Origin of the sequence: Streptomyces xanthii (assembly GCF_014621695.1) — a bacterium.
GTDB lineage: Bacteria > Actinomycetota > Actinomycetes > Streptomycetales > Streptomycetaceae > Streptomyces > Streptomyces xanthii.
Genome location: NZ_CP061281.1, coordinates 5,596,070 through 5,612,343, shown reverse-complemented (window position 1 = coordinate 5,612,343; position 16,274 = coordinate 5,596,070). Strand labels below are relative to the sequence as shown.

Sequence of the window (16,274 nt, the reverse complement as noted above, 5' to 3'; positions counted from 1 at the left end):
GGGAACCGGCGGACGTTCGAAAGGCATCAGGAGGCAGCCCATGGCCGACACCGACACGGACCAGGTCAAGGACACGGGGACGGCGACGCCCCCCGCCCCGTCCCGGCGTTCCCTGCTCGCCGCCGGAGGGGCCGGGCTCGCGCTCGGCGCCGCCGCGGCGGGCGGGGCCGTCGCGCTCACCCGTTCCGGGGCCGACGACGACATGCAGCCGGCCGCCGAGACGGGCGGCGCCGTGCCGTTCCACGGCGCGCACCAGGCGGGCATCGCGACCCCGGTCCAGGACCGGCTGCACTTCGCGGCGTTCGACGTGAAGACGGACGACCGCGAGGCGTTCGTGCAGCTGCTCAAGGACTGGACCGAGGCCGCCGCGCTGATGTGCGAGGGCCGCACGGTCGGTGACGGCGCGTACGGCGGGCTGCCGGAGGCGCCGCCGGACGACACGGGCGAGGCGCTCGGCCTCAAGCCGTCCCGGCTGACCCTGACGATCGGTTTCGGCCCCTCGTTCTTCGACAAGCACGGCAAGGCGTTCGGGGTCGCGGACAAGCGGCCCGAGGCGCTCGTCGAGCTGCCGAAGTTCCCCGGCGACAACCTCGACAAGGCGCGCAGCGGCGGCGACCTGTGCGTGCAGGCCTGCGCCGACGACCCGCAGGTCGCGGTGCACGCCATCCGCAACCTGGCCCGGATCGGCTTCGGCAAGGTCGCCATCCGCTGGTCGCAGCTCGGCTTCGGCAAGACGTCCTCGACGACGCCGGACGCGCAGACCCCGCGCAACCTGTTCGGATTCAAGGACGGCACCCGCAACATCGCGGGCACCGAGAAGGACCGCCTCGCCGAGCACGTGTGGGTCGGCGACTCGACGTGGATGAACGGCGGCTCGTACCTCGTGGCCCGCCGCATCCGGATGAACGTCGAGACCTGGGACCGCACCTCGCTGCAGGAGCAGGAGGACGTGTTCGGCCGCGACAAGCGCGAGGGCGCGCCCGTCGGCAAGGCGAAGGAGCACGACCAGCCGTTCCTGAAGGCGATGAAGCCGGACGCGCACGTGCGGCTCGCGCACCCGGACGCCAATCACGGGGCGACGATCCTGCGGCGCGGCTACTCGTTCACCGACGGCACCGACGGGCTCGGCCGGCTCGACGCGGGCCTGTTCTTCCTCGCGTACCAGAAGGACGTACGCAAGGGGTTCATCCCGGTGCAGCGGAGCCTGGCGGCGGACGCGCTGAACGAGTACATCCAGCATGTGGGTTCGGCCGTGTTCGCCGTGCCGCCGGGCGTGCGGGACAAGAACGACTGGTGGGGCCGCGGCCTCTTCGAGCGCACGGAGGCGTGAGGGCATGTTCGCGAACTATCTGATCGGCCTGCGCGAGGGCCTCGAGGCGAGCCTGATCGTCTGCATCCTCATCGCCTACCTGGTGAAGACGGACCGCAAGGACGCCCTGAAGCCGGTGTGGCTCGGCGTCGGCGTGGCCGTGCTCGTGGCCTTCGGTTTCGGCGCGGCGCTGGAGTTCGGCTCGCAGGAGATGACGTTCAAGGCGCAGGAGGCGCTCGGCGGTTCGCTGTCGATCGTCGCCGTGGGCCTGGTGACGTGGATGGTGTTCTGGATGCGGCGCACCGCCCGGCACCTGAAGTCGGAGCTGCACGGCAAGCTGGACGCCGCGCTGCAGATGGGCACGGTGGCGCTGGTCGTCACGGCGTTCCTCGCGGTGGGCCGGGAGGGCCTGGAGACGTCGCTGTTCGTGTGGACGGCGGTGCACGCCACCAGCAACGGCACGTCGGAGCCGGTGATCGGCGCGCTGCTCGGTCTCGCCACGGCGGTGTTCCTCGGCTGGCTGTTCTACCGGGGCGCGCTGAGGATCAACCTGGCGAAGTTCTTCACGTGGACCGGCGGCATGCTGGTCGTCGTGGCGGCGGGCGTGCTCGCGTACGGCGTGCACGACCTGCAGGAGGCGGACTTCATCGGCGGTCTGAACAACCTGGCCTTCGACATCAGTTCGACGATCGCGCCCGACGGCTGGCTGGGCACGCTCCTCAAGGGCGTCTTCAACTTCCAGCCCGACCCGACGGTGCTCCAAGTCGCCGTGTGGTGCGCCTACTTGGTGCCGACGCTGGCGCTGTTCTTCGCCCCGCCCGGCCTGTTCTCGCGCCGTACGCGGCAGCGGGTCGAGGCCTGAGGCCCGAGGGCCCCGGCGGAACTACGGCCTGCCTCTTCCCGGTAGGGTTCGGCCCCGGGAAGGGGTAGGTGAGGTCAAGGTCATGAGCGAGGTCAGGAACAGGCGCGGGCGCCCGGCCGCGGCGGTCGTGGCGGCGGCCCTGCTGTCCCTCACGGCGAGCGGGTGCGTGACCGTGCACGGGGAGCTCGAGGTCGTCCCGACGACGACGAAGGCGGAGGCCGCGCGGGCTCTGGACACCTTCGTGACCGCGTACAACAAGGCGGACCGGACGTACGACCGGTCGGCCGACGAGAAGTACGTGACCGGGCCGCTCGCGGCGATCGACGCGGCCAAGCTGAAGGCGGGCCACGCGCTGCAGCCCGAGGGCAATCCGAAGCACTCCCCGCTGAAGCTGACCGACGCGAAGTTCACCGTGCCGAAGAAGGCGGGCTGGCCCCGCTGGTTCGTCGCGGACACGGACAGCAGCCGCGGTACGGGCACCCGCTGGCTCCTCGTCTTCACCCGTGACGCGGAGAACCGGCCGTGGGCGGTGTCGTACCTGACGGTGCTCCGGGAGAGCCAGGTTCCCGCGTTCGACGTGGACGCGGACGGCTGGGGCGAGGCCGTGGACGCGGACGCGTCCGGTCTCGCGGTGCCCCCTCAGAAGCTGCCCGCGCGGTACGCGGCGTATCTGAAGGACGGCGGCTCCGGGTTCGCGCCGGGCCCGTACACCTCAGTGACGCGCGAGGCCCGCGAGAAGAACGAGTCGCGGCCCGGTCTCGCGACGCAGTTCATCGACGAGCCGCTCACCTCGGGCGACAACGCCCCGGTCGCGCTGCGCACCAAGGACGGCGGGGCGCTCGTCTTCTTCACGACGCGGCGCTACGAGAAGCAGACCGCGTCCCAGGGCAGCGACCTGCCGGCGATCAACCCCAGCGTGAAGGCGCTGATGACGGGCGAGCCGAAGCAGTCCGCGACGTACGGCTACGTGTCGAACCAGGCGGCGCTCGCCCCGGCGGGCTCCTCCGGGCCGGTCCAGGTCCTCGGCCGGGTCCAGGGCATCACCACGGCCGAGGGTTCCTGAGACCCGCGGCCTACGAGGGCCAGGCGCCGGTGTAGTCCGGCTCGTCGGCGCCCGTGTGGCGGGCGCACGCGTCGGTGAGCGCTTCGAGGAGAGTGAGCGGGTCCGGCAGCGGGTGCTCCGGGCCGCGCAGCCAGGTCACCGCGCGGTCGCCGGGCAGGCGGGCCGGCGGGACCAGGGTGTAGGAGCCGCGGCAGTGCCAGCGCAGGCCGGGGTGCTCGTCCATCGTCTCGGGGTGACAGTCGAGCTCGCAGGGCCACCACTCGTCCTCGTCGGCCGGGGTGCCGCGGGTCGCCGTGAAGAACAGCATGCGGTCGCCGCCGGACTCGGCGACGGGCCCGACGTCGACGCCGGTGGAGAGCAGCCGCTCCAGCGCCTCCTGACCGGCGGCCAGCGGGACGTCCAGGACGTCGTGGACCATGCCGGTCGCGGTGACGAAGTTGGCCTGCGGCTGGTGCCGGGCCCAGCGCTCGATCTGGCCGCGGTCCGTCGTGGACTGGGTCTGCCAGGCGAACGAGATGGGGTGCCGGCCCGGCGTCGGACAGCCGATGCGGTTGCACGAACAGCGGTAGTCGGCGGGGTGCGCGGCCGGGGCCAGCGGGAGTCCGGCCGCGGCGGCGGCCAGCAGCAGCGCCTCACGGTCCGGGTCGACGGGGGCCTGTCTGGGCGCCCGGGAGGCCTTCAGCCACCGGGTGAACCGGCCCAGGCCGCCGTGTCCGCTGCCGTCGTGCGCCGCGCCCATCTATCCCCTCACCATCGCCGTCGTGCCGAGTGACCGGATGAATCCCGGACCAACATGGTCCCACCATCCTGCGCCCCGGGTGGCCACACTTCCCATCCGGGGTACCCAGGGCCCGTACGGACAGGCGTTCAGGGGGTGGCGGGACGGGCCGCGATCCCGTAGAGGGCGTACTCGACGAGACGGTCCGTGTACGCGTGGTCGAGCGGTCCGGTGCCCTGGAGCCAGCGCTGGGCGATCGGCGAGACGAACAGGTCGCGGGCGGTCTCGGGGTCGATGTCGGCGCGCAGCTGGCCGGCCTCCTGGGCGGAGCGCAGCCGGGCGGTGTAGAGGTCGAGGCCGGGCATGAGGAGGCGGCGGACGAAGCCCTCGGCGAACTCCCGGTCGGCGAGGCCCTCGGCGGCCAGGGCGCGGGCGGGGGCCTCGAAGCGGGGGTCCTGGAGTTCGTCGACGGTGGCGCGCAGGACGAGCTTGAGGTCGGCGGCGAGGTCGCCGGTGTCGGGCAGGCCCGACGCGCCGACGGGGACGCCGGGGTGGTTCGCGGCGGCGGCGCGCGCGTTCTGCTCGTTGAGGTCGATGAAGGCCTCCATCAGGACCTCGGCCTTCGATCCCCACCAGCGGTAGATCGTCTGCTTGCCGACGCCGGCGCGGGCGGCGATGCCCTCGATGGTGGTGCGGGGGTAGCCGATCTCGCCGACGAGGCCGAGGGCGGCGTCGTAGATGGCGCGGCGGGAGCGTTCGCTGCGGCGGGCCGCGTCGGGGGCCGTCTTCTTGGCGGGTGTGCTGGCTGGTGTGGCAGACATGGATCGAATGTAGCAGCGAAGCGAGGCGAGACGTGCCGTCTCATTGCCTCTCGAAAAGCCTTGACAAGACGGTGCGTCTCGCTCAGAGTGGAGCATGTTCCGAGAGCGAGACGATACGTCTCGCCTAGTTGGTCGATTCGTGGAGGAGACACCATGACCCGAGGTGGATCAGGCGGCATGCTGGGCGTCGGCGGCACCCGCAGCAACCTCTCCCGCAAGGCGCTGCGCGGCGGCGGGCGCGGGGGCCGGGTGGGCGGCGGGGCCGCCGACCCGGTCACGCAGAAACGGGAGCTGCTCCGCAGGTTGCGGGATCAGCGGGGCGAGTCCGAGGCACCCTGACGATCGTCGCCGGGTGACGCCGCGCTCAGGCCGAGGCCGGGGGCCAGGGGTCGCCCCACTCCGCGTCCCGGGCCGCCCGGTAGAGCGACCCGTGCTTCTTCGTCACCGTGACGCGGTTCAGGCCGGGGACCGGCTCGCAGAGGTCGAGGAGGACCTGGCCCTTGCGGATCTGGGGCTTGCGCACGATGCGGGACGCGCCCCGCTCCGGGTCGAAGCGCACGGCCGCCACGTACGCGAACTTCTCGTCCTCGTACGCCAGCGAGCCTCCCTTGACCCGTCGGTGCAGGGAGGACCGGGCGACCCGCGCCGAGAAGTGGCACCAGTCCGTGCCGGCCACGATCGGGCAGGCCGCGCTGTGCGGGCACGGCGCGGCGACCTGGAAACCGGCGGCGATCAGCCGGTCGCGGGCCTCGATGACGCGCAGGTAGCCGTCCGGGGTGCCGGGCTCGATGACGACCACGGCCCCGCCCGAGGCGTCGGACGCGCCGGCCGCCGCGTCGACGACCACCGCGCGGTCCGCCTCCGTCAGCTCCTTGAGCACGTAGGAGACGGTGACGAGATCGGCGCCGGGCAGCGGATCGCCGGTGCCGATGCGGCCGCGCTTCCAGGTGACCGAGGACTCCAGGCCGGCGTCGCGGGACGCGAGTTCGCGGCCGAGGGCGAGCGCGGGCTCGGACCAGTCGAGGACCGTCGTGGGGCGGGTGCCGGGCAGGACGTCGCGCGCGGCCCAGACCGCCGCGCCGGTCCCGCCCCCGATGTCGAGGTGGGAGCCGGGCAGCCAGTCGGCCGGGGCGGCGTCGAGCAGCGCGCCCAGCGCCGAGCGCACCGCCTCGAACGTGGCCGGCATCCGGTACGCCGCGTACGCCGCGACGTCCGCCCGGTCCCGCAGGATCGGCGCGTCGGTCGGGGTGGTGCCCCGGTAGCTGGCGATGAGCCGGTCGACGGCGCGGGCCGCCTGGCTGGGCGGCAGTCCGTCGAGGAGACCGGCGAGGGCCGAGCGGAGGGTGTCGGCGGAGGACTGGATCGGGGCGTTCACCCAGGAATTTTAAGGGGCGCCGAGCGGGATCACCGCGCGGGCGAGACGGGTGGCCGCGGCGGCGCGGGGCGCGCTGTCGGCGGGACGGCGGCGCGGGTGGACGGTGTTGGCGAGCAGCACGAGGAACGTGTCCGTGGCGGGGTCGACGACCAGGGACGTGCCGGTGAAGCCGGTGTGGCCGGCCGCTCCGTGCCCCGCGAGCTCGCCCATGAACCAGGGCTGGTCGACGGCGAAGCCGAGCCCGGGGGCGGCCAGCATGAGGTCGACGAAGTCGGGGCCGAGGATGCGCGCGGTGCCGTAGGAGCCGCCGCCGAGCAGGGTCCGGCACAGGATCGCCAGATCGGGCGCGGTGGAGAAGAGACCCGCGTGCCCGGCGACGCCGCCGAGCGCCCAGGCGTTCTCGTCGTGCACCTCGCCGCGCAGCATGCCGCGCTCGGCCTTGGCCCAGGGTCGGCCCTGGTCCTCGGTGGCGGCGGCGCCCGGCCGGGGCCCGAAGGAGGTGGCGGTCATGCCGAGGGGCCGGGTGATGCCGTCGCGGATCAGGACGTCGAGCGGGCGGCCGGTGAGGCGCTCCAGGACGTGCTGGAGCAGCAGCATGTTCAGGTCGGAGTAGCGGTGTTCGCCGGGCTCCGACGAGGGCCGCTCCGCGCGCAGGGCGGCGATCCGGGCGGCCTGGTCCGGGGCGTCGTACAGCGGGAGTTCGGGGCGCAGGCCTGAGGTGTGGGTGAGGAGCTGGCGGACGGTGATGCCGTGCTCGGCGGCGGCCGTGAACTCGGGGACGTAGGCGCCGACCCGGGCGTCGATGCCGAGGGTGCCGCGCTCGATCTGCTGCACGGCGGCGATCGAGGTGAAGAGTTTGGTGAGGGAGGCCAGGTCGAAGGGGGTGTCGGGGGCCATGGGGACCCGGGCGGCGGGCGGCAGTTCCACGCCCCGGTCGGTGCGCTCGTCGTAGGCGGAGTAGCGCACCGCCCAGCCGCAGACGGCCTCGGCGGCGATCACCGGGCCGCGTCCGGCGAGCAGGACGGCGCCCGCGCACCAGGGGTGCTCCCCCTCGGGCAGCAGACGCACGTCGCGTACGAGGTCGGCGAGGTGCGCGGCGTCGAGCCCGGCCCGCTCGGGGGTGCCAGGGCGCAGTCTTGGCGTGCTCAGCTTTCCCGCACCTCCTCGGCGCGCTGCTGCCAGGGGCGGCACAGCGTGACGAAGGCGAGGGCGGCGGCGAGTCCGCAGCCGAGCTGGACGACGGCCATGGGGACGGCGGTGTGCTCGCCCGCGATGCCGACGAGCGGCGAGGCGACGGCCCCTATGAGGAAGGAGGAGGTGCCGAGCAGCGCGGAGGCGGAACCGGCGGCGTGCGGGGTGCGCATGAGGGCGAGCGCGTTGGTGTTCGGGGTGGTCAGGGCCATCGAGGCCATGAGCGCGAACAGGCCCGCCGATACCGGTACGAGGCCGAGCCGCTCGGGGCTGCCGAACACTCCGGTGGCGACGAGGAGCAGGAATCCGGCGGCGAGGACGATGAGGCCGATCCCGGTGCCGAGGACCTTGTCGAGGTCGACGCGGCCGACGAGCAGCTTGCCGTTGAGCTGGCCGACGGCGATCAGACCGACCGAGTTCAGCCCGAAGAGCAGGCTGAAGGTCTGCGGCGAGGCGCCGTAGATCTCCTGGATGACGAACGGGGAGGCGCTGATGTAGGCGAACAGCGCGGCGAACGCGAAACCGCCCGCGATCATGTACCCGGCGAAGACGCGGTCGGCGAGCAGCCCGCGCATGGTGCGCAGCGCCTCGCCCACTCCCCCGCCGTGCCGCCGCTCGGGCGCCAGCGTCTCGGGCAGGCACTTCCACACGAGTGCGGTGAGCGCGAGGCCGATCGCGGTGAGGACGACGAAGACGCCGCGCCAGTCGGTGACGCGCAGCACCTGGCCGCCGATGAGCGGGGCGACGATCGGGGCGACGCCGGAGATCAGCATGAGAGTGGAGAAGAAGCGGGCCATCGCGACGCCGTCGTAGAGGTCGCGGACGACGGCGCGGGCGATGACGATGCCGGCGGCGCCCGCGAGTCCCTGGAGCAGCCGGAAGGCGATGAGCAGGGCGGCGTTCGGCGCGAGGGCGCAGATCGCGGTCGCGGCGACGTAGACGAGGAGGCCGGTCAGGAGCGGTCCGCGGCGGCCCCACCGGTCGCTCATCGGGCCGACGACGAGCTGGCCGAGCGCCATGCCGGTGAGGCAGGCGGTCAGGGTGAGCTGGGCGGTGGCGGCGGAGGTGTGCAGGGCGCCGGTGACCTCGGGCAGGGCCGGGAGGTACATGTCCATCGACAGCGGCGGCACGGCGGTGAGTCCGCCGAGCACGAGGGTGACGAGGAGGCCGGTGCGGGCCGCCGCGCCGGGCGGTCCGGTCCGGGGTGGCGGTGGTGCTGTCCCGGTGCTCCCTGCCGTCCCGGTGCTCCCGCTCTCCGCCATCCCGAAGCTCCCCCGTTCCCGTCCTGGTGTCCGCCGACTCTCCCGGTCGTGCGTGCGATTACCTATGCTCTCAGCTCGGCGGAGTGGTCGGGACCGGGAACCGGGGTGGGGCTGGGATGGCTGGGGAACGCGTGCGCTGGGGGATCCTCGCGACGGGCGGCATAGCGCAGCAGTTCACGGCGGAGCTGCTTGATCTGCCGGACGCGGAGGTCGTGGCGGTCGCCTCGCGCTCCGAGGCCGGCGCGAAGACCTTCGCCGAACGGTTCGGGATCGGCCGGGCGTACGGCGACTGGGCCTCGCTCGCCGCGGACGAGGACGTCGACGTGGTGTACGTGGCCACGCCGCACTCCGCGCATCGCGAGGCGGCGAGGCTGTGCCTGGAGGCGGGGCGCGCGGTGCTCTGTGAGAAGGCGTTCACCCTGAACGCGCGGGAGGCCGAGGAGCTCGTCGCTCTCGCCCGTGCGCGCGGGCTGTTCCTGATGGAGGCCATGTGGATGTACTGCCATCCGCTGATCCGCCGCCTGAAGGCGCTCGTGGACGACGGGGTGATCGGTGAGGTCCGCACGGTCCAGGCCGACTTCGGGCTCGCGGGCCCCTTCCCTCCCTCGCACCGGCTGCGGGACCCGGCGCAGGGCGGGGGCGCGACCCTCGATCTCGGCGTGTACCCGGTGTCGTTCGCGCATCTGCTGCTCGGCGAGCCGGAATCGGTGACCGCGCGGGCCCAGCTCTCCCCCGAGGGCGTCGACCTGCAGACCGGGATGCTGCTGTCCTGGTCCGGCGGGGCGCAGGCGCTGCTGCACTGTGCGGTCAACTCCGGTACGGGGGTGACGGCTTCGGTGACGGGCTCCGCGGGCCGGATCGACGTACCGGGCGGCTTCTTCTACCCGGACCGCTTCGTGCTGCACCGGGACGGACGGGAGCCCGAGGAGTTCGTGGCGGCGGCGGAGGACGGGCCGCGGGACTCGATGCGGCACGAGGCGATGGAGGTCATGCGGTGCCTCAGGAGTGGCTCGGTCGAATCGCCGCTGGTACCTCTGGACGGCTCTCTGGGAGTGATGCGCACGCTGGACGCTGTGCGCTCGGCGATCGGGGTGCGGTATCCGGGGGAGGCGTGATCGGTCTCGTCGCCGGGTGCGGGCCGGTGGGGGCTGATCGCGCCCCGCGGCGGAGCCGCTGGTAGACACAGCCCCGCGCATCGGGGAAATGCGACCCGAAGGGTCTGCATTTCAGGGGCGCGGGGAACTGCGCGAGAAGCCCCACCGGCCCGCGGTCGGCGACGGACCGCGACCCGGCAGACGCGACGCCTACGCCGGGTGCAGGCCAGGGCTACCGACCGGCACCACGAAGGACGCCGCCGTCGAGACCGGCGCCCCCGGCACGGTCACCGCCGGGACCACCTTGAAGTCGGCCCGAGCCTCCCGCTCCCCCAGGGCGACCGTCGCGTAACCCCGCTGCCCCCCGTAGTGCTTCATGTGCGGGTTCCGCTCAAGGTAGGCCGCCCAGTTGGCAGGACGAGCGGAACCGTCCTTCCCGCTCGTGATCGAGGTCGTCACGATCTCCGTGCCAACGGTCCGCGACCCGGGATCGCCCGCGTCCCGGTGAATGTCCATCGCGTACGAGACATGCACGTCACCGGTGAGCACCATGAGGTTCTCGACGCGGGCCGCCTCCGCCCCGGCGAGGACCCGCTCGCGCGAGGCGGGGTATCCGTCCCAGGAGTCCATGGAGAGCGTGGTGTTGCCGGCGGCGGGGTTGTTGCGGCGGGCGAAGGTGACCTGCTGGGGGACAACGTTCCACAGGGCGCGGGAGCGGCGCCAGCCGTCGGTGAGCCAGCGCTCCTGCGTGAGGCCGGGCAGCGTCTGGGAGGCGGCCTCGGACTCGGGGGTCGGGGACTTCCAGCCGTCGCCGTTGGCCTGGTTCGTGCGGTACTGGCGGGTGTCGAGGATGTCGAACTGGGCGAGCCGGCCCCAGTGCAGGCGCCGGTAGAGCCGCATGTCGGGGCCGTCGGGGCGCTGGGGGCGGCGCAGCGGCTGGTTCTCCCAGTAGGCGCGGTACGCGGAGGCGCGGCGCAGCAGGAACTCCTCGGGCGGCACGTCGTTCTCGGGGGTGTCGCCGGCGTAGTTGTTCTCGGTCTCGTGGTCGTCCCAGGTGACGACGAAGGGGTGCGCGGCGTGCGCGGCGCGCAGATCGGGGTCGGACTTGTAGAGGGCGTACCGCAGGCGGTAGTCCTCCAGCGTCATCGTCTCGCGGTTGAAGACGGCGGGCAGGACGCGGTCGGTGTACTTGCGGGCGCCGCCCGCGGAGTTCACGGCGTACTCGTAGAGGTAGTCGCCGAGGTGGAAGACGACGTCGACGTCGTCCTGGGCGAGGTGGCGGTACGCGGTGAAGTAGCCGTCGTGGTACGCCTGGCAGGAGACGGCGGCGAGGGTCAGCGCGGCTGCCCGGCCCGCCGCGGCGGGGGCGGTGCGGGTGCGGCCGGTCTCGCTGGTCCAGTCGCCGGCGCGGAAGCGGTAGTAGTAGACGCGGCCGGGCGCGAGGTGTTCGACCTCGACGTGCACGGCGTGGTCGAACTCGGGGTGCGCGGTGGCGGTGCCGCGCCGCACGACCTGGCGGAACCGCTCGTCGTGGGCCAGCTCCCAGCGGACCTCGACGCGCTCGGCGGGCAGCCCGCCGCCGGGTTCGTACGGGGCGGGGGCGAGCCGGGTCCACAGAAGCACGGAGTCCGGGAGCGGATCGCCGGACGCCACGCCGAGGGTGAACGGGTCGTCGGTGATTCTGCGGGCGTCGAGCTCGGCGGCGGCCGCGGCGCCGGCGGCCGGCAGGTTCACGGCGAAGGCGAGCGCGGCGGCGGCGCCGGTGACGGTGAGGAAGCGGCGTCGGCCCAAGTGGCGGGCAGCGGCGCGGAGTTCGGATGTGTGCTGCGGTACGTACGAGCCTTCGTGCGACATGTGCCCTCCCCTGGCGGCCGGCCGGCGCCGGCGTCAAGGGAGATTGGAGTGGCCCGGGACGAAGCCGGGACGACGCCGCACTGTCGCGGACACGACAGCCACATGTCGGATGGGTGATGTCCACGTGGCGGTACGACCCGTACGCTGCGGCCCCATGAACGATTCGCACCTCACCGCGCCGCGCACCGCCGTCGTCACCGGAGCCGGGTCCGGCATCGGCCGGGCCGTGGCCCTGGAACTGCTGCGGAACGGCTGGCGGGTGGCCCTCGCGGGCCGGCGCGTGGAGACCCTGGAGGAGACGGCGGGGCTCGCGCCCGGCACCGAGTCCCTCGCGGTCCGCACCGACGTGTCGGACCCCGGCGCCGTGGCCGCGCTCTTCGCGGCCGTGCGGGAGCGCTTCGGGCGGCTCGATCTGCTCTTCAACAACGCGGGGACGTTCGGCCCCGGCGGCGTGCCCGTCGAGGACCTCGACTACGACGCCTGGCGGCATGTCGTCGACACGAACCTCAACGGGGCGTTCCTGTGCGCCCAGGCGGCGTTCCGTCAGATGAAGGAGCAGGACCCGCAGGGCGGCCGGATCATCAACAACGGCTCCATCTCGGCGCACGCGCCCCGGCCGCACTCGGTCGCGTACACGACGACGAAGCACGCGCTGACCGGCCTCACCAAGTCCCTCTCCCTGGACGGCCGCCCGTACCGGATCGCCGTCGGCCAGATCGACATCGGCAACGCGGCGACGGACATGACCGAGCGCATGCAGAGCGGGATCCTGCAGGCGAACGGGACGCTGGCCGCGGAGCCCGTGATGGACGTCACGGACGTGGCCCGCACCGTCCGCCACATGGCCGAACTCCCCCTCGACGCGAACATCCAGTCGGCCACGATCCTGGCCACGAACATGCCGTACGTGGGCCGCGGCTGAATCGCACCGCCCCACTGAATCGCGGCCCTGGGGTGGCGCACGAAGTGTGCCCCTCAGGGGCGCGGGGAACTGCGCGAGAAGCCCCACCGGAGCGCACCCGGCGACAATCCCGCAACCGGCAACGGCGCAACCCCCGGGGGGCCTCCGCCCCGCTCCAAAAATCGCCGGAACCAAGGCGCGGGTCCAAGAGAGAATGCGCCGCATGACAGACGTGCTGCGCTACACCGCCTTCGCCACCACCCCCGCCGGAGGCAACCCCGCCGGCGTCGTCCTCGACGCCACCGGCCTCGGCGACGACGACATGCTCAAGATCGCCGCCGACCTGAACTACAGCGAGTCCGCCTTCGTGACCCCGGCGGAATCCGGTTCGGGCCACACCGTCCGCTACTTCAGCCCCCGCGCCGAGGTCCCGTTCTGCGGCCACGCGACGGTCGCCACGGCGGTCGCCCTCGCGGAGCGCCACGGCACCGGCGACTACCTCTTCCACACCCGGGCCGGCGAGGTCCCCGTCAGCGTCCACGAGGACGGCGGCACCCTGCGCGCCACGCTCACCAGCGTCACCCCGCACACGGAGGACGTCACCCCGGCCGACCTGACGGAGGCACTCGCCGCGCTCGACTGGCCGGCCACCGACCTGGACCCGGCGCTCCCGCCCCGGATCGCGTACGCCGGCGCCCGCCACCTGGTCCTCGCCGCGGCCGGCCGCGAACGCCTCGCCGACCTCTCCTACGACTTCGACCGGCTCGCGGCGCTGATGCACCGCCTGGACCTGACGACCGTGCAACTGGTCTGGCGCGAGGCGGAGTTCACGTTCCACGTACGGGACCCGTTCCCCGTGGGCGGGGTCGTCGAGGACCCGGCGACGGGCGCGGCGGCCGCCGCGTTCGGCGCGTACGCGCGTGAGCTGGGCCTGGTGCCGGACGAGGCCGAGCTGACCCTCTACCAGGGCGCGGACATGGGCCGTCCCGGCGAGCTCACGGTGACGCTGCGGGCGGGCGACCCGCGCGTCCGGGTGAGCGGCACGGCGGTCCCGATCCCCTGACCTCGCCGGACCGGCGCGCGGACCGGCGCGCGGACCGGTGCGCGGACCGGTGCGCGGACCGGTGCGCGGACGGTACGCGGACCGGCCCGCGGTTCAGGCCTGACCGGTCTCGAACCGCGTGACCTTCCCGCCGTCGACGTCGAAGCGCCACGCGGTCCGCATCTCGCCCCACGTGTCGTTGCGGTACCGGGCGACGAGACCGCGGCCGCCCGCGGTCTCCTTCTCGACCTCCATGTGGCCGTGGGAGTCGAAGATCTCGCGGGACGTCCAGTCCTCGAGGTCGCGCTCACTGCCGTCGTCGGCCATGGTCGCGCCGGGCGCGAGCGCGGCGCGGAAGGCGTCCCGGTCGTGGGAGTTGAGCGCGGTGACGAAGGCGCGGACCGCGGGGTCGCTGAGCTTGGCTGTCTGGATGGGCATGGGCCCAGGCTGGCACCGGCCCCGGCACCCCGCCACCCGGCCCGTCCACCCGGCCACGCATGCGGCCCGCCACCCGAACGGGCCCCGTACACATGGTGCGGGGCCCGCTGCCGACGGACCGTGGAGACATGACCTGCACACGATTCCGTACGTCCTGCGCCCCCCGTTCGAACCGCGTCGACGTGGGCCTGCTCGCGCTGCGCCTGGGCACCGGCGGTGTCCTCGCCGCGCACGGCGCGCAGAAACTGCTCGGCTGGTTCGGCGGCGGGGGCCTGTCCGGCACGGCCGCCGCGATGGAGTCCATGGGCTACAGCCCGCCCAAGGCCAGCGCGCTCGCGGCCGGGCTCGGCGAGGCGGGCGGCGGCGTACTGCTCGCCCTGGGCCTCGCGACTCCGGTGGCCGGCGCCGCCGCGGCCGGGACCATGGCGGGCGCCGCCGCGGTCCACGCGCCGAACGGGTTCTTCGCGATGGGCGGCGGCTACGAGTACCCCGCCTTCCTCGGCTTCGTCGCGGCGGGCCTCGCCGTGACCGGACCGGGCCGCTACTCCCTCGACCGCGCCTTCGCGGGCGTCCTCGACCGGCCCTGGATGGTGCCGGCGGCGCTCGTCGGGGCCGGGGCGGCGGCCCTCGCGGTGGTCGGCTCGCGCAACAAGCGGGTGGCCGATCCGGCGGAGGGCGAGACCGGCGAGGAGTGACCCGGTCCTGCCACCGCCCCCGTCCGCCTACCCTCGTCCCATGACCGACGACGAACTGTGGGCGAACATCGGCCGACTGCGCGCCTGGCTCGACGACGCCAGTGAACAGCCGCCCAGGGAAGCCCTGTTGCTGCGCGTGCTGAAGCTGTCGGAGGAGGTCGGCGAGGTCTCCGAGGCGGCCATCGGGGCGATCGGCCAGAACCCGCGCAAGGGCCACAGTCACACCTGGCAGGACGTCGAGTCGGAGCTCTGCGACGTCGTCGTGACGGCCCTGGTCGCCCTGAGCACCGTCACCCCCGACGCCCGCGCGCGGCTCTCCGCGCATGTCGCGGGTGTCGCCGAACGCTCCCTGGGCACGGCCCGGGACACGGCCTAGGTTCGGGCCGCATGATCGTATGGTTGAACGGAACGTTCGGGGCGGGCAAGACGACAACGTCCGAAAAACTGGTCGAACTGCTCCCCGACGCCCGGGTGTTCGACTCGGAGTACGTCGGCTTCATGCTGCGCCACGTACTGGACGACGTGCCGCACCGGAACTTCCAGGAGTGGACGCCGTGGCGCAGCCTCACCGTGGCGACCGCCCGTGACGTGCTCGGCTTCGTCGGCGGCACGCTGGTGATCCCGCAGACGGTCCTCGTCGAGGCGTACTGGAAGGAGCTCGCCGCGGGCTTCGCCGCCGCCGCGATCCCCGTACGCCACTACGTGCTGCACGCCGACTCCGCGACGCTGCGCGAGCGGATCCTCGGGGACACCGAGGAGATCCGGGGCTGGCGCCTGGACCACGTCGAGCCGTACGCGGAGGCGTTCGACGGCTGGCTGTCCCGGGCGGCGGCGGTCGTGCCGACGACGGGACGACCGCCGGCCGAGGTCGCGGGCTGGATCGCCGAGGACGTACGGCGGGCTGCGCACAGCCCCTGACCGGTGGTGCGCAGCCCCTGGTTAGGGTGTCCCGGGATCACGAAGCACAGGGGGCGGATCATGCAGGAAACGCGGGAAACGCAGGGGACACCGGGGACCCGGGACACCACCGGGTTCGTCACGGCGGTCAGCAGCAACGGCGCGTACTCCTTCACCAAGCCGAACCGGGACAGCATCACGCTGCTCGCCGGGCTCGGCGTCGAGGGTGACGTGCACGCGGGCGTCACGGTCAAGCACCGTTCCCGGGTGCGCCAGGACCCGACGCAGCCGAACCTTCGGCAGGTGCACCTGATGCACGAGGAGCTGTTCGCGGAGGTCGCGGGCGAGGGCTTCACGGTCCGCCCCGGCGACCTCGGGGAGAACGTCACGACACGCGGCCTGGACCTGCTGGCCCTGCCGACCGGGACGCTGCTGCACCTGGGGGACGGCGGTGCGGTGATCGAGATCACGGGGCTGCGCAATCCGTGTGTGCAGATCGACACGTTCCAGGACGGTCTGCTCAAGCAGTGTGTCGGCCGGGACGAGGAGACGGGCGCCGTGATCCGCAAGGCGGGGATCATGAGCGTGGTCCGCGAGGGCGGCGTCGTACGCCCCGGCGACACGATCCGCGTGGAGCTGCCGCAGGGCCCGCACAGGCCCCTGGAAAAGGTCTGACACGCCTGACGCGTCAGGGGGACGGGCCTCGTCGGCCGCCGTCGAGGCGGCCACGAGGTGAACCAGGTGAACGACTA

The 16,274-nt window shown here is 73.4% G+C and carries 18 protein-coding genes; 11 read left to right on the top strand and 7 right to left on the bottom strand.

Annotation, left to right across the window (positions count from 1 at the left end; all coding sequences use genetic code 11):
- The first annotated feature begins 40 nt into the window (after positions 1 to 40).
- The 3 genes from efeB to IAG42_RS25295 all read left to right on the top strand — a co-directional run bounded on the left by efeB (position 41) and on the right by IAG42_RS25295 (position 3,234).
- Positions 41 to 1,330 (top strand): iron uptake transporter deferrochelatase/peroxidase subunit, encoded by a 1,290-nt coding sequence (gene efeB, locus IAG42_RS25305; protein ID WP_188339255.1) that lies wholly within the window; start codon positions 41 to 43, stop codon positions 1,328 to 1,330.
- 4 nt (positions 1,331 to 1,334) lie between these two features.
- Complete coding sequence (gene efeU / locus IAG42_RS25300) at positions 1,335 to 2,171, top strand: iron uptake transporter permease EfeU (RefSeq protein ID WP_188339254.1); 837 nt, start codon at positions 1,335 to 1,337, stop codon at positions 2,169 to 2,171.
- Between the two features lie 82 nt (positions 2,172 to 2,253).
- Complete coding sequence (locus tag IAG42_RS25295) at positions 2,254 to 3,234, top strand: hypothetical protein (RefSeq protein ID WP_188339253.1); 981 nt, start codon at positions 2,254 to 2,256, stop codon at positions 3,232 to 3,234.
- Between the two features lie 10 nt (positions 3,235 to 3,244).
- Here the strand turns inward: IAG42_RS25295 and IAG42_RS25290 are convergent, their stop codons facing one another.
- The gene (locus IAG42_RS25290) at positions 3,245 to 3,973 is read right to left on the bottom strand and encodes a bifunctional DNA primase/polymerase (RefSeq protein WP_188339252.1); all 729 of its coding nucleotides are present in this window, start codon (positions 3,971 to 3,973) and stop codon (positions 3,245 to 3,247) included.
- A gap of 128 nt (positions 3,974 to 4,101) precedes the next feature.
- Entirely contained in the window at positions 4,102 to 4,773 is a 672-nt protein-coding gene (locus IAG42_RS25285; RefSeq protein ID WP_188339251.1) for a TetR/AcrR family transcriptional regulator, read from the bottom strand.
- Positions 4,774 to 4,926: 153 nt separating this feature from the next.
- Here IAG42_RS25285 and IAG42_RS25280 point away from each other — a divergent pair, with 153 nt between their 5' ends.
- Positions 4,927 to 5,112 (top strand): DUF6243 family protein, encoded by a 186-nt coding sequence (locus tag IAG42_RS25280; protein WP_188339250.1) that lies wholly within the window; start codon positions 4,927 to 4,929, stop codon positions 5,110 to 5,112.
- A 25-nt stretch (positions 5,113 to 5,137) separates the two neighbouring features.
- On the opposite strand, the gene IAG42_RS25275 is transcribed toward IAG42_RS25280, so the two are convergent.
- From IAG42_RS25275 to IAG42_RS25265, 3 genes are read right to left on the bottom strand one after another with little or no spacing between them, the layout of a single operon-like run.
- The gene (locus IAG42_RS25275) at positions 5,138 to 6,148 is read right to left on the bottom strand and encodes a small ribosomal subunit Rsm22 family protein (protein ID WP_188339249.1); all 1,011 of its coding nucleotides are present in this window, start codon (positions 6,146 to 6,148) and stop codon (positions 5,138 to 5,140) included.
- Between the two features lie 9 nt (positions 6,149 to 6,157).
- Complete coding sequence (locus IAG42_RS25270; RefSeq protein ID WP_223206153.1) at positions 6,158 to 7,339, bottom strand: serine hydrolase domain-containing protein; 1,182 nt, start codon at positions 7,337 to 7,339, stop codon at positions 6,158 to 6,160.
- The gene (locus IAG42_RS25265; protein ID WP_223206152.1) at positions 7,294 to 8,601 is read right to left on the bottom strand and encodes a multidrug effflux MFS transporter; all 1,308 of its coding nucleotides are present in this window, start codon (positions 8,599 to 8,601) and stop codon (positions 7,294 to 7,296) included. Before IAG42_RS25265 ends, IAG42_RS25270 begins: the two co-directional genes overlap by 46 nt.
- Positions 8,602 to 8,717: 116 nt before the next feature.
- Between IAG42_RS25265 and IAG42_RS25260 the strand changes: the two genes are divergently transcribed.
- Positions 8,718 to 9,716: a Gfo/Idh/MocA family protein gene (locus IAG42_RS25260; RefSeq protein ID WP_188339248.1), complete on the top strand. Its 999-nt coding sequence runs from the start codon at positions 8,718 to 8,720 to the stop codon at positions 9,714 to 9,716.
- Between the two features lie 189 nt (positions 9,717 to 9,905).
- On the opposite strand, the gene IAG42_RS25255 is transcribed toward IAG42_RS25260, so the two are convergent.
- Complete coding sequence (locus IAG42_RS25255) at positions 9,906 to 11,549, bottom strand: alkaline phosphatase D family protein (RefSeq protein ID WP_188339247.1); 1,644 nt, start codon at positions 11,547 to 11,549, stop codon at positions 9,906 to 9,908.
- Positions 11,550 to 11,703: 154 nt separating this feature from the next.
- Between IAG42_RS25255 and IAG42_RS25250 the strand changes: the two genes are divergently transcribed.
- Both IAG42_RS25250 and IAG42_RS25245 read left to right on the top strand, forming a co-directional pair.
- Complete coding sequence (locus tag IAG42_RS25250; protein WP_188339246.1) at positions 11,704 to 12,471, top strand: SDR family oxidoreductase; 768 nt, start codon at positions 11,704 to 11,706, stop codon at positions 12,469 to 12,471.
- 202 nt (positions 12,472 to 12,673) lie between these two features.
- Positions 12,674 to 13,513 carry a PhzF family phenazine biosynthesis protein gene (locus tag IAG42_RS25245; protein ID WP_188339245.1) on the top strand — a complete coding sequence of 280 codons (840 nt, stop codon included), beginning with the start codon at positions 12,674 to 12,676 and terminating at the stop codon, positions 13,511 to 13,513.
- A 93-nt stretch (positions 13,514 to 13,606) separates the two neighbouring features.
- On the opposite strand, the gene IAG42_RS25240 is transcribed toward IAG42_RS25245, so the two are convergent.
- A complete protein-coding gene (locus IAG42_RS25240) occupies positions 13,607 to 13,930 on the bottom strand; it encodes a nuclear transport factor 2 family protein (RefSeq protein WP_188339244.1) in 324 nt (107 codons plus the stop codon).
- 128 nt (positions 13,931 to 14,058) lie between these two features.
- Between IAG42_RS25240 and IAG42_RS25235 the strand changes: the two genes are divergently transcribed.
- From IAG42_RS25235 to IAG42_RS25220, 4 genes are read left to right on the top strand one after another with little or no spacing between them, the layout of a single operon-like run.
- A complete protein-coding gene (locus tag IAG42_RS25235; RefSeq protein ID WP_188339243.1) occupies positions 14,059 to 14,625 on the top strand; it encodes a DoxX family protein in 567 nt (188 codons plus the stop codon).
- A 40-nt stretch (positions 14,626 to 14,665) separates the two neighbouring features.
- Complete coding sequence (locus IAG42_RS25230) at positions 14,666 to 15,001, top strand: MazG-like family protein (protein ID WP_188339242.1); 336 nt, start codon at positions 14,666 to 14,668, stop codon at positions 14,999 to 15,001.
- Positions 15,002 to 15,012: 11 nt separating this feature from the next.
- Positions 15,013 to 15,543 carry an AAA family ATPase gene (locus tag IAG42_RS25225; protein WP_188339241.1) on the top strand — a complete coding sequence of 177 codons (531 nt, stop codon included), beginning with the start codon at positions 15,013 to 15,015 and terminating at the stop codon, positions 15,541 to 15,543.
- Positions 15,544 to 15,603: 60 nt separating this feature from the next.
- The gene (locus IAG42_RS25220; RefSeq protein ID WP_188339240.1) at positions 15,604 to 16,197 is read left to right on the top strand and encodes an MOSC domain-containing protein; all 594 of its coding nucleotides are present in this window, start codon (positions 15,604 to 15,606) and stop codon (positions 16,195 to 16,197) included.
- Positions 16,198 to 16,274 lie beyond the last annotated feature (77 nt).

Excerpts from the sequence above, each read along its gene's own strand:
- efeB (WP_188339255.1), top strand. The coding sequence starts at position 41 with ATGGCCGACACCGACACGGACCAGGTCAAGGACACGGGGACGGCGACG.
- efeU (WP_188339254.1), top strand. The coding sequence starts at position 1,335 with ATGTTCGCGAACTATCTGATCGGCCTGCGCGAGGGCCTCGAGGCGAGC.
- IAG42_RS25295 (WP_188339253.1), top strand. The coding sequence starts at position 2,254 with ATGAGCGAGGTCAGGAACAGGCGCGGGCGCCCGGCCGCGGCGGTCGTG.
- IAG42_RS25290 (WP_188339252.1), bottom strand. The coding sequence starts at position 3,973 with ATGGGCGCGGCGCACGACGGCAGCGGACACGGCGGCCTGGGCCGGTTC.
- IAG42_RS25285 (WP_188339251.1), bottom strand. The coding sequence starts at position 4,773 with ATGTCTGCCACACCAGCCAGCACACCCGCCAAGAAGACGGCCCCCGAC.
- IAG42_RS25280 (WP_188339250.1), top strand. The coding sequence starts at position 4,927 with ATGACCCGAGGTGGATCAGGCGGCATGCTGGGCGTCGGCGGCACCCGC.
- IAG42_RS25265 (WP_223206152.1), bottom strand. The coding sequence starts at position 8,601 with ATGGCGGAGAGCGGGAGCACCGGGACGGCAGGGAGCACCGGGACAGCA.
- IAG42_RS25260 (WP_188339248.1), top strand. The coding sequence starts at position 8,718 with ATGGCTGGGGAACGCGTGCGCTGGGGGATCCTCGCGACGGGCGGCATA.
- IAG42_RS25255 (WP_188339247.1), bottom strand. The coding sequence starts at position 11,549 with ATGTCGCACGAAGGCTCGTACGTACCGCAGCACACATCCGAACTCCGC.
- IAG42_RS25250 (WP_188339246.1), top strand. The coding sequence starts at position 11,704 with ATGAACGATTCGCACCTCACCGCGCCGCGCACCGCCGTCGTCACCGGA.
- IAG42_RS25245 (WP_188339245.1), top strand. The coding sequence starts at position 12,674 with ATGACAGACGTGCTGCGCTACACCGCCTTCGCCACCACCCCCGCCGGA.
- IAG42_RS25240 (WP_188339244.1), bottom strand. The coding sequence starts at position 13,930 with ATGCCCATCCAGACAGCCAAGCTCAGCGACCCCGCGGTCCGCGCCTTC.
- IAG42_RS25235 (WP_188339243.1), top strand. The coding sequence starts at position 14,059 with ATGACCTGCACACGATTCCGTACGTCCTGCGCCCCCCGTTCGAACCGC.
- IAG42_RS25230 (WP_188339242.1), top strand. The coding sequence starts at position 14,666 with ATGACCGACGACGAACTGTGGGCGAACATCGGCCGACTGCGCGCCTGG.
- IAG42_RS25225 (WP_188339241.1), top strand. The coding sequence starts at position 15,013 with ATGATCGTATGGTTGAACGGAACGTTCGGGGCGGGCAAGACGACAACG.
- IAG42_RS25220 (WP_188339240.1), top strand. The coding sequence starts at position 15,604 with ATGCAGGAAACGCGGGAAACGCAGGGGACACCGGGGACCCGGGACACC.